This window comes from Sagittula sp., from assembly GCF_052825245.1.
This window is the reverse complement of the sequence record NZ_JBRBWD010000003.1, coordinates 16,853-27,910: the sequence shown is the minus strand read 5'-3', so window position 1 is coordinate 27,910 and position 11,058 is coordinate 16,853. Positions and strand designations below refer to the sequence as shown.

The window sequence follows — 11,058 nt, the reverse complement described above, 5'->3', positions numbered from 1 at the left end:
GCCGTCGATCTGGTCGTAGGCGCGGAATTCGCCGAAGTACTTCGTGATCGCCGCGGTCAGCGTGGTCTTGCCGTGGTCAACGTGACCGATCGTGCCGATGTTGCAGTGCGGTTTCGACCGCGAAAACTTTTCCTTTGCCATGGTATTGGCTCCCTTTTCTTGTCGGATGGTGGGGTTGAAACCCACCCTACTAAGTTGGGTAGGGCGGGGTTTCCCCCGCCACCCGGCTTATGCGTACTTCGACTGGATCTCGTCCGAGATGTTCTGCGGAACCGGATCGTAGTGGTCGAACTGCATGGTGAACTGCGCGCGGCCCGAAGACATGGAGCGCAGGGTGTTGATGTAGCCGAACATGTTGGCCAGCGGCACGAAGGCCTTGATCGCCACGGCGTTGCCGCGCGGCTCCTGGCCCGACACCTGACCGCGACGGGAGGTCAGGTCGCCGATGATGGAACCGGTGTACTCTTCCGGCGTCACCACTTCCACGTTCATCATCGGCTCAAGCAGCTTTGCGCCGGCCTTCTTCAGACCTTCGCGCATGCACATCCGCGACGCGATCTCGAACGCGAGGACCGAGGAGTCGACGTCGTGGAACTTGCCGTCCAGCAGGGCCACCTTGAAGTCGATCACCGGGAAGCCTGCCAGCGGACCGGAGTCCATGACCGACTTGATGCCCTTTTCGACACCCGGGATGTATTCCTTCGGAACCGCGCCGCCGACGATGCGGGACTCGAAGGAGAAGCCTTCGCCCGGCTCGGTCGGGGTGATCTCCAGCTTGACTTCGGCGAACTGGCCGGAACCGCCGGACTGCTTCTTGTGGGTGTACTGGTGCTCGATCTTGTGGGAGATCGTTTCACGGTACGCCACCTGAGGTGCGCCGATGTTGGCCTCGACCTTGAACTCCCGCTTGAGGCGGTCGACGAGGATGTCGAGGTGAAGTTCGCCCATGCCCTTCATGATGGTCTGACCGGACTCGATGTCGGTCTCCACGCGGAAGGACGGGTCTTCGGCGGCAAGACGCGCCAGACCTGCGGACATCTTCTCCTGGTCGCCCTTGGTCTTGGGCTCGACCGCGATCTCGATCACCGGCTCCGGGAAGGTCATGGTTTCCAGAACCACCGGGTCCTTCGCGTCACACAGCGTGTCACCCGTGGTGGTGTCCTTCAGACCCGCCAGCGCGATGATGTCGCCTGCAAAGGCTTCCTCGATCTCTTCGCGGTTGTTGGAGTGCATCATCATCATACGACCGATGCGCTCTTTCTTGCCCTTGGTGGAGTTCAGGATCGAGTCGCCCTTCTTCATCACGCCGGAGTAGACGCGGGTGAAGGTCAGCGAGCCCACGAACGGGTCGTTCATGATCTTGAACGCCAGGCCGGCGAACGGCATGGAGTCGTCCGCACGACGCGGGATGTCACGGGTTTCCGTCTCGTCGCCCGGCTTGAAGCCCATGTAGTCGACGACGTCCAGCGGGGATGGCAGGTAGTCGACAACGGCGTTCAGCAGCGGCTGCACACCCTTGTTCTTGAACGCGGAACCGCCCAGGACCGGAACGAAGTGCAGCGCCAGCGTGCCCTTGCGCAGCAGTTTGCGCAGGGTCGGGACGTCGGGCTCTTCGCCTTCCAGGTAGGCTTCCATCGCCTCGTCGTCTTCCTCGACGGCCGCTTCGATCATCTTGCCGCGCCATTCCTCGGCGAGCTCCTTCAGCTCGTCGCGGATCGGGCCACGGACCCAGGAGGCGCCAAGGTCTTCACCCTTCCACACCCACTCTTCCATGGTCACGAGGTCGACGAGACCTTCCAGCTCGGACTCGGCGCCGATCGGCAGCGCGATCGGAACGGCGCGCGCACCGGTGCGGTCCTCGACCATGCGGACACAGTTGAAGAAGTCGGCACCGATCTTGTCCATCTTGTTGACGAAGACGATGCGCGGAACCTTGTAACGGTCGGCCTGGCGCCACACGGTTTCGGTCTGCGGTTCGACGCCGGCGTTGGCATCCAGAACGCAGACGGCACCGTCGAGAACCGCCAGCGAACGCTCGACTTCGATGGTGAAGTCGACGTGCCCGGGGGTGTCGATGATGTTCATGCGGTACTTGGTGTCATCCGTGCCCTCGGGGGTCGGATCTTCCTGCCACTGCCAGAAGGTCGTGGTCGCAGCGGAGGTGATAGTGATGCCACGCTCCTGTTCCTGCTCCATCCAGTCCATCGTGGCCGCACCGTCGTGCACCTCGCCGATGTTGTGGGATTTGCCCGTGTAGAACAGGATCCGCTCCGAGCATGTGGTCTTTCCGGCGTCGATGTGCGCCATGATACCGAAGTTGCGGTACCGTTCGAGGGGATAATCGCGTGCCATGGGTATGGGTCCTCTGGGGGTAATCTCTGCGCGGGCGCTTAACCCTCGCCTCCGATAAGTTCAAGCGTCGCGTTGCCGCGAACGGCAAAGAGCGGCCAAAGCCCGTCCCCGGGCCCGGCCACTCCGGTGTGCGGATGTGAGGAGCACCCGTTTCCCGCCCCGACTCCCGATCCGTATCCGGAGATCTCTCCGGCGGGATCGGGGCAGAAGGGGCGCGGGTGCTCCGGCATCTGTCTTACCAGCGGTAGTGCGAGAACGCCTTGTTGGCGTCTGCCATCTTGTGCGTGTCCTCGCGCTTCTTCACCGCGGCACCACGGGACTGGACGGCATCGATCAGTTCACCGGCCAGACGCTCTTCCATGGTGTTTTCGTTGCGGTTGCGGGACGCGGTGATCAGCCAGCGGATGGCCAGCGCCTCGCGGCGCTCCGGACGCACTTCGACCGGCACCTGGTAGGTGGCACCACCGACGCGGCGCGAACGCACTTCGACGGACGGCTTGATGTTGTCGAGCGCCTCGTGGAAGATTTCCAGCGGCGCGCGCTTCACCTTGTTCTCGACGCGGTCGAGCGCGCCGTAGACGATGCTTTCGGCGACGGACTTCTTGCCGTCGTACATCAGGTTGTTCATGAATTTGGTCAGAACGCGGTCGCCGTACTTGGCGTCGGGCAGGACTTCGCGTTTTTCTGCGGCGTGACGACGGGACATATCAGTATCCTCTTCTTCTCTGAGTTACTTCGGACGCTTCGCGCCGTACTTCGAACGGCGCTGCTTCCGGTCCTTGACGCCCTGGGTATCCAGAACACCGCGCAGGATGTGGTAACGCACACCCGGAAGGTCTTTCACACGGCCGCCACGGATCAGGACAACGGAGTGCTCCTGAAGGTTGTGGCTTTCACCGGGGATGTAGGAGATGACCTCGTAGCCGTTGGTCAGGCGGACCTTCGCAACTTTCCGCATTGCGGAGTTCGGCTTCTTCGGGGTGGTGGTGTAGACGCGCGTGCAGACGCCGCGCTTCTGGGGGCACTGCTCCAGGTGCTGGGACTTGGAGCGCTTGACTTTGGGCTGCCGCGGCTTGCGGATCAGCTGCTGAATCGTGGGCATGTAGACGTTATCCCCGTGCTTCTCACTTGGTGCCGGGGATCAGGCCCGGCGGGTTCAGGTCTGGCCCGCTCCGTCCGGACGCCCGCAGGGCGCCCATGGGTTGGGCCGGTTCGGTGCGCCGCGGGTGCGCCGGGCCAGGCCCTTGCACACAAACGACTTTTGGTCCGCATCCGACCCCTTACCGGAGGGCCTACGCGGGGGCGTTCCAGAGGTCCCGGGCTTGCATCGCCCCGAACTTGATCGCAGTCTCTGTCATGAGACGGTGGTTCGGTATCAAACGGAAGCGCCCAGACAACGTCCGGGCGCAACGGATTGGAGGCGCGTATACGCAGAGTCGCCCCCCTTGTCAACACCGCCGCCCCCGCCCCCTCGGCAAGCGGCTCACAAGCGCCTGTCAGAGCTGCGCGGCGACCGCCGCCTTGTCGATGACCGACAGCACCTCCGCGATGCGGCCGCCCTCCACGCGATAGAACACGTTCTCGGAAAACGCCACCCGCCGCCCGTCGACGTTCAGGCCGAAGAGCGCGCCCGCGGGCGTGCAGTCGAAGCCAAGCCGCGCGGCGATCCACGGCGGATCGACCGCCAGAAGCGCGATCCGGAACTGCAGGTCCGGAATGGCCGCCACATCCCCCTCCAGCATCGCGCGATACCCCGCCAGCCCGATCGCCTCGGCACCGTAGCGCACCTCTCCGGCCACGAAATCGCCCAGCCGGTCCCAGTCCCGCGCGTTCAGGCAGGCGGTGTAGCCGCGATAGAACGCCGCCAGCGCATCCCGATCCATTCCCGTCTCCCAGGCCACCGATGCCCCCCGCTGTACCGCGGCGGCACCCCGGCGAACAGCCCCCTTCATCCTGGTCCAAATACCTCCGCCGGAGGCGGCCCGAGGAGAAGGCCGCAGGCCGCCTCCGAGACACCCTGCGCGCGCGCCAGCGCGCACCGCATGACACCCCCCCACGGCCCCCACGGCCGCACGCCCGCTGGACAGCCAGACCGCCCCAAGGCACTCTCGCCGCGCACGCCGCCGGAGCCCCCCATGCAAGTGATCGGATTTTGCCGTTTCTCCTACCCCGCCGAAGGCGGCTTCCAGGTGGAGCACGACACGACCGAGGCCCGCGCCGCCTATCTCTACGCCCCCGAGCGGATCGAGGAACGCTTCCGCCACTTCGAGACCATCTGTATGCCCTCGATCCGGGCGCAGACCGACCCGGACTTCCTCTTCGTCATCCTCATCGGCGACACCATGCCCGCGCGCCTCCGTGCCCGGCTGGAGGCGCTGACCGCCGGCATGCCGCAGGTCCGCATCCTCGCCCGTCCGCCCGGGCCGCACCGCAAGGTCTGCCAGCAGGCCATCAATTCCGTCCGGGACATGAAGCAGCCAAGCCTCCAGTTCCGCCACGACGACGACGACGCCGTGGCGCTGACCTTCGTGCAAAGGCTGAAGGAGGCCGCCCTCGACGCCGCGCCGCTGCTGGAAAAGAACCGCCTCATGGGCTTCGACTGGAACCGTGGCTACGTCGCCCGGCCAGACGCGCAGGGGATCTGCGGCGAGGTCCAGGTGATGCCGTTCTGGGGCGTCGCGCAGGCGGTCTTCGTCCGGCCCGGCACCCGGCAGAGCGTGATGAACTTCGGCCACCAGAAGCTGATGACCTTCATGCCCTGCCTCACCTTCACCGACGAGGTCATGTACCTGCGCGGCCACAACGACCACAACGACTCCCGCCAGAAGAAACACGTCCGCCCCGTCAGGCTGCCCCGCCTCGACGCAGAAGGCGAAGCGCTCCTGAAGGAACGCTTCGCCATAGATGCCGATCAGGTCAGGCGCGTGTTCGGCGCCTGAACGAAGATCCCGAAAGCCTCAGCTGTCGCCGTCGGCCAGGGTCACGTGGATGATCTCGCCGTCGGCCTTGTCGGTGGCCAGCAGGAACGATCCGTCCTCCAGCACCTCCACGTCACGCACGCGTCCAAGGTCGGTCAGCAGGCGCTCTTCCTCGGACACCGTGTCGCCGTCCCAGCCGAGACGCACGATCCCCGGCGCCACCAGCGCGGCGATCAGCAGGTCGCCGTCCCACTCCGGGAACATCCCGCCGTCGTAGAAGGTCATGTCGCCCGGCGCGATCACCGGGTCCCAGTAGTAGTCGGGCTGCTCCATGCCGTCCTGAACCGCGATGCCCTCGCTCACCTCGGAGCCGTCGTAGTTCACGCCGTAGGAGATCACCGGCCAGCCGTAGTTCTTGCCCGCCTCGGTGATGTTGATCTCGTCACCGCCCGCCGGGCCGTGTTCCAGCGTGAAGAGCTGGTCGCCGCGCATCGCCGCGCCCTGTACGTTGCGGTGGCCGTAGGACCAGATCGTGTCGATGGCGTCCTCCTGCCCCACGAACGGGTTGTCCTCGGGGGTGGAGCCGTCCAGCGCCACGCGCACCACCTTGCCGTAGGTGGTCGACAGGTCCTGCGACTTCACGCGCTCTTCCTCGGTGAAGTGCTCGCCGGTGGTGATGAAGGCATGGCCGTTGCCGTCAAAGACGATCCGGCTGCCGTAGTGCATCGCCGCCGGGCTCGGCGGGTCCTGCACGAAGATGTCGGAAACCTCGGTCAGCTCGGTCATGTCCTCGGACAGCTTGCCGCGCGCCGCGGCGGTGGCGGAGGTGCCGTCGCCCATGCCCTTGGCGTAGGTGAAATAGATCCAGCGGTCATCCTCGAAATCGGGCCCGACCTTCACGTCCAGCAGACCCGCCTGCGTGCTGTTGCCCGCGGACTCGTTGAAGATCTCCGGCAGGCCGGCAATCGGCTCAGACACGGTGCCGTCCATCTGCACCACGCGCAGCCGTCCCGGGCGTTCGGTCACCAGAAGGCCCGCGTCGCCGGGCAGCGCCTCGATCGCCCACGGATGCTCCAGCCCCTCGGCAAGCACCGTCTGGGTGTAATCGTAGTCGGATGTGACCAGATCGGCCCGCGTCTGGTTCTCGAAGGCCGGCTCGAAGTCGGCTTTCTTCTCGCCCCATTCGTGGGTCTGCGCGAGGGCGGGCGTGGTGGCCAGCGCGGCGACGGCAGTCAGCGAGGTAAAGATGCGTGTCATGGATGTCTCCCTTTGTTGTTCTGCCAGCCCAACGAACGGTTCCCGCGCCGGGGTCCATCGCCTGACGCTATCGTGACCTGCGCGCCAGCGGCCGGGCGCAGTCACCGGGGAGCACCCAAAGAAAAAGGCCCCCGCGCGGGCGGGGGCCTTTCGATGTCCTGCGGCCTTGCGACCGGGTCAGCCTGCGATCACTCGCGGCTTTCCGGGGTGTCGACGATCAGCGTGTCGAACTCGTCGCCACCCACCACGTCGTCTTCCACTGCGGCAGCCGGAGCAGCCAGCGCGGCGGCCGCTTCGGCCTCCTCGCGGCGGGCTTCGATCACCACGTTGTCGCGGTCCGTCGCGATCTTGCGGACCTTCATGGTTGCGCCACCCGTACCGGCCGGGATCAGACGGCCCACGATGACGTTCTCCTTGAGACCGATCAGCGTGTCCTTCTTGCCCTGCACCGAAGCCTCGGTCAGCACGCGGGTCGTCTCCTGGAACGAGGCCGCCGAGATGAACGACCGCGTCTGCAGGGACGCCTTGGTGATGCCCAGAAGGATCGGTTCGCCCGATGCCGGACGGCCGCCCTTCTTCTCGGCCTTCGCGTTGGCCTCGTCGAACTCCATCTTGTCGACGTGCTCGCCCTTCAGCAGCGTGGTGTCGCCGCTGTCGAGGATCTCCCACTTCTGCAGCATCTGGCGAACGATGACCTCGACGTGCTTGTCGTTGATCTTCACGCCCTGCAGCCGGTAGACGTCCTGCACCTCGTCGATCATGTAGTTCGCCAGCGCCTCGATCCCCATGATCGAGAGGATGTCGTGCGGCGCCGGGTTGCCGTCCATGATGTAGTCGCCCTTCTGGACGAAGTCGCCTTCGACCACAGGGATGTGCTTGCCCTTCGGGATCATGTACTCTTTCGGTTCCATGTTCTCGTCGGTCGGCTCGATCGTGATGCGGCGCTTGTTCTTGTAGTCCTTGCCGAAGCGCACGTAGCCGTCGATCTCCGCGATGATCGCGTGATCTTTCGGGCGGCGTGCCTCGAAGAGTTCGGCCACACGCGGCAGACCACCGGTGATGTCCTTCGTCTTCGCACCTTCGCGCGGAATACGCGCCACAACGTCACCGGCCTTCACCTCCTGCCCGTCTTCACAGGACAGGATGGCGTCCACGGACATCGGGTAGGTGATCGGGTTGCCCGCATCGTTGCGGACCGGCTCACCGTCGCCGTTCACCAGGATGATCTCCGGCTTCAGGTCGTTGCCCTTCGGCGCGGCGCGCCAGTCGACCACGATCTTCTGCGTCATGCCGGTGGCATCGTCCGTCTCTTCGCGCACGGCCAGGCCGTTCACGAGGTCGACGTGCTTCGCCATACCGTCCTTCTCGGCGATGATCGGCAGGGTGTAGGGGTCCCACTCGATCAGCTTCTCGCCGCGCTTGATGTCCTGGCCGTCGGTCACGAAGACCTTGGAACCATAGCCCACCTTGTGCGACGCGATCTCTTCGCCCTGCTCGTTCACGATCATGATCTGCATGTTGCGGTTCATGACGATCTGCTCGCCCGCGACGTTGGTGATCAGCGACGGGTGCACGAACTGGATCTTGCCGTTCTGCGACGCTTCGAGGAACGACCGCGAGGAACCCTGCGCAACGCCGCCCATGTGGAAGGTCCGCATGGTCAGCTGCGTGCCGGGTTCGCCGATGGACTGCGCCGCGATGATGCCGACGGCTTCGCCGGTGTTCACCTTGGTGCCGCGTGCAAGGTCACGACCGTAGCAGGTCGCGCAGACGCCCTCTTCGGCCTCGCAGGTCAGCGGAGACCGGATGCGTGCCGTCTGCAGGCCCGAGTCCTCGACCATGTCGGCAAGGCGTTCGTCGATCAGCTCGCCGTGGCGCACCATGATGTCGCCCGAAAGCGGGTGCACAAGATCCTCTGCCGCGGTACGGCCAAGGATGCGCTCGCCAAGGCTGGACACCACCTCGCCGTCGTTGACCGCCGCCTGCGCGGTGATCGCACGGTCGGTGCCGCAGTCGTTCAGACGGATGATGCAGTCCTGCGCCACGTCCACCAGACGACGGGTCAGGTAACCCGAGTTCGCCGTCTTCAGAGCGGTGTCGGACAGACCCTTCCGGGCACCGTGGGTCGAGTTGAAGTACTCGAGAACGGTCAGGCCTTCCTTGAAGTTCGAGATGATCGGCGTCTCGATGATGTCGCCGTTCGGCTTCGCCATCAGGCCGCGCATCGCGCCCAGCTGCTTCATCTGCGTGACCGAGCCACGGGCCTTGGAGTGGGCCATCATGTAAACCGAGTTCGGTTCCATTTCCTGCCCGGCCTCGTTGTACCGCTTGGCGGAGATGGTGTTCATCATCGCCTCGGTGACCTTGTCGTTACACTTCGACCAGGCGTCCACGACCTTGTTGTACTTTTCGCCCTGGGTGATCAGGCCGTCCATGTACTGCTGTTCAAAGTCCTTCACCTGCTCGCGCGTTTCGTCGACCAGCGTCCACTTGTTGTCCGGGATCACCATGTCGTCCTTGCCGAACGAGATGCCGGCCTTGAACGCCTCGACAAAGCCCATGCGCATGATCTGGTCACAGAAGATCACCGATTCCTTCTGGCCGCAGTAGCGGTAGACGGTGTCGATGACGGTCTGCACGTCGCCCTTGCGCAGGAGACGGTTCACCAGGTCGAAGGGCGCCTTGGCGTTCAGCGGCAGGAGCTGGCCCAGACGGACCCGGCCCGGCGTGGTGTCGAACCGCAGCCAGACTTCGTTGCCTTCCTCGTCGATCTGCTTGACGCGGCACTTCACGTTGGCGTGCAGGTGGACCTCACCCGCCGTCAGCGCGTGCTCGACCTCCTCGGGGGAGGCAAAGACCATGCCTTCGCCCTTCATGCCTTCGCGCGCGATGGTCACGTAGTAGAGACCGAGGATCATGTCCTGCGACGGAACGATGATCGGCGAGCCGTTGGCAGGCGACAGGACGTTGTTCGTCGACATCATCAGGACGCGCGCTTCCAGCTGCGCCTCGAGGGACAGCGGGACGTGCACGGCCATCTGGTCGCCGTCGAAGTCGGCGTTGAAGGCCGAGCAGACCAGCGGGTGAAGCTGGATCGCCTTGCCCTCGATCAGCGTGGGCTCGAACGCCTGGATGCCCAGACGGTGCAGCGTCGGCGCGCGGTTCAGAAGGACCGGGTGCTCGCGGATCACCTCGTCGAGGATGTCCCAGACCTCGGGACGCTCTTTCTCGACCAGCTTCTTCGCCTGCTTCACGGTCGACGACAGACCTTTTGCCTCAAGCCGCGAGTAGATGAACGGCTTGAACAGTTCGAGCGCCATCTTCTTCGGCAGGCCGCACTGGTGCAGCTTCAGCTCCGGGCCGGTCACGATGACCGAACGGCCGGAGAAGTCGACGCGCTTGCCCAGAAGGTTCTGGCGGAAGCGGCCCTGCTTGCCCTTCAGCATGTCGCTGAGCGACTTCAGCGGACGCTTGTTGGCGCCGGTGATGACGCGGCCGCGGCGGCCGTTGTCAAAGAGGGCGTCGACCGATTCCTGCAGCATCCGCTTTTCGTTGCGGACGATGATGTCCGGCGCGCGCAGTTCGATCAGCCGCTTGAGGCGGTTGTTCCGGTTGATCACGCGGCGGTACAGGTCGTTCAGGTCGGAGGTCGCAAAGCGGCCGCCGTCCAGCGGCACCAGCGGACGCAGTTCCGGCGGGATCACGGGGATCACGGTCAGGACCATCCACTCCGGACGGTTGCCGGATTCCAGGAAGGATTCCACGACCTTCAGACGCTTGATGATCTTCTTGGGCTTCAGTTCGCCGGTGGCTTCCTTGAGGTCGGCGCGCAGGTTCTCGGCCTCGGACTCGAGGTCGATGGCTGCGAGCATCTCGCGGATGGCCTCGGCACCGATGTTCGCCGTGAAGGCGTCCATGCCGTACTGGTCCTGCGCGTCGAGGAATTCCTCCTCGGTCAGCATCTGGCCGTAGGTCAGGTCGGTCAGGCCCGGCTCGATCACCACGTAGTTCTCGAAGTAGAGCACGCGCTCGAGGTCGCGCAGCGTCATGTCCAGCATCAGGCCGATGCGCGAGGGCAGCGACTTGAGGAACCAGATGTGCGCGCAGGGCGCGGCCAGCTCGATGTGGCCCATGCGCTCGCGGCGCACCTTCTGGAGCGTGACTTCGACGCCGCACTTCTCGCAGACGACGCCGCGGTACTTCATGCGCTTGTACTTGCCGCACAGGCATTCGTAGTCCTTGATCGGACCGAAGATGCGCGCGCAGAACAGGCCGTCACGCTCGGGCTTGAACGTGCGGTAGTTGATGGTTTCCGGCTTCTTGATCTCGCCGAAGGACCACGAGAGGATCCGCTCCGGCGACGCCAGCGACACCTTGATCTCGTCAAAGACCTTGGGCGGGGTCAGCGGGTTGAACGGGTTGTTGGTCAGTTCCTGGTTCATGTGTTCCTCACAAATTCAGAGGGAAGCGGGGGCGCGAGGCCAAGATCTTTCGGACGAAAGATCTTGGCGACACAGAGTTTTCGTCGAAA

Annotated in this window: 8 protein-coding genes; 1 reads left to right on the top strand and 7 read right to left on the bottom strand. The window is 64.7% G+C overall.

The window, feature by feature from the left end:
- The 5 genes from ACU0DV_RS00540 to ACU0DV_RS00520 form a co-directional block, all read right to left on the bottom strand.
- Positions 1-141 (bottom strand): GTP-binding protein (locus ACU0DV_RS00540; RefSeq protein ID WP_370312185.1); only part of this gene is annotated, 141 nt, incomplete at its 3' end.
- 87 nt (positions 142-228) lie between these two features.
- Positions 229-2,352 (bottom strand): elongation factor G, encoded by a 2,124-nt coding sequence (gene fusA, locus ACU0DV_RS00535; RefSeq protein ID WP_446240695.1) that lies wholly within the window; start codon positions 2,350-2,352, stop codon positions 229-231.
- Between the two features lie 235 nt (positions 2,353-2,587).
- A complete protein-coding gene (gene rpsG, locus ACU0DV_RS00530; protein ID WP_100928300.1) occupies positions 2,588-3,058 on the bottom strand; it encodes a 30S ribosomal protein S7 in 471 nt (156 codons plus the stop codon).
- Between the two features lie 24 nt (positions 3,059-3,082).
- Complete coding sequence (gene rpsL, locus ACU0DV_RS00525) at positions 3,083-3,454, bottom strand: 30S ribosomal protein S12 (RefSeq protein ID WP_005862801.1); 372 nt, start codon at positions 3,452-3,454, stop codon at positions 3,083-3,085.
- Positions 3,455-3,848: 394 nt separating this feature from the next.
- Complete coding sequence (locus ACU0DV_RS00520) at positions 3,849-4,235, bottom strand: ester cyclase (protein ID WP_446240694.1); 387 nt, start codon at positions 4,233-4,235, stop codon at positions 3,849-3,851.
- Between the two features lie 252 nt (positions 4,236-4,487).
- On the opposite strand from ACU0DV_RS00520, the gene ACU0DV_RS00515 reads away from it, so the two are divergent.
- Positions 4,488-5,291 carry a putative rhamnosyl transferase gene (locus ACU0DV_RS00515; protein ID WP_446240693.1) on the top strand — a complete coding sequence of 268 codons (804 nt, stop codon included), beginning with the start codon at positions 4,488-4,490 and terminating at the stop codon, positions 5,289-5,291.
- Positions 5,292-5,309: 18 nt separating this feature from the next.
- Here ACU0DV_RS00515 and ACU0DV_RS00510 read toward each other — a convergent pair whose 3' ends face one another.
- Together ACU0DV_RS00510 and rpoC are read right to left on the bottom strand one after the other, a co-directional pair.
- Complete coding sequence (locus tag ACU0DV_RS00510) at positions 5,310-6,527, bottom strand: PQQ-dependent sugar dehydrogenase (RefSeq protein ID WP_446240692.1); 1,218 nt, start codon at positions 6,525-6,527, stop codon at positions 5,310-5,312.
- A gap of 188 nt (positions 6,528-6,715) precedes the next feature.
- The gene (gene rpoC, locus ACU0DV_RS00505; protein WP_446269985.1) at positions 6,716-10,969 is read right to left on the bottom strand and encodes a DNA-directed RNA polymerase subunit beta'; all 4,254 of its coding nucleotides are present in this window, start codon (positions 10,967-10,969) and stop codon (positions 6,716-6,718) included.
- Positions 10,970-11,058 lie beyond the last annotated feature (89 nt).

What these genes read in the sequence shown, in the direction of transcription:
- fusA (WP_446240695.1), bottom strand. Translation starts at nt 2,352, where the DNA reads ATGGCACGCGATTATCCCCTCGAACGGTACCGCAACTTCGGTATCATG.
- rpsG (WP_100928300.1), bottom strand. Translation starts at nt 3,058, where the DNA reads ATGTCCCGTCGTCACGCCGCAGAAAAACGCGAAGTCCTGCCCGACGCC.
- rpsL (WP_005862801.1), bottom strand. Translation starts at nt 3,454, where the DNA reads ATGCCCACGATTCAGCAGCTGATCCGCAAGCCGCGGCAGCCCAAAGTC.
- ACU0DV_RS00520 (WP_446240694.1), bottom strand. Translation starts at nt 4,235, where the DNA reads ATGGATCGGGATGCGCTGGCGGCGTTCTATCGCGGCTACACCGCCTGC.
- ACU0DV_RS00515 (WP_446240693.1), top strand. Translation starts at nt 4,488, where the DNA reads ATGCAAGTGATCGGATTTTGCCGTTTCTCCTACCCCGCCGAAGGCGGC.
- ACU0DV_RS00510 (WP_446240692.1), bottom strand. Translation starts at nt 6,527, where the DNA reads ATGACACGCATCTTTACCTCGCTGACTGCCGTCGCCGCGCTGGCCACC.
- rpoC (WP_446269985.1), bottom strand. Translation starts at nt 10,969, where the DNA reads ATGAACCAGGAACTGACCAACAACCCGTTCAACCCGCTGACCCCGCCC.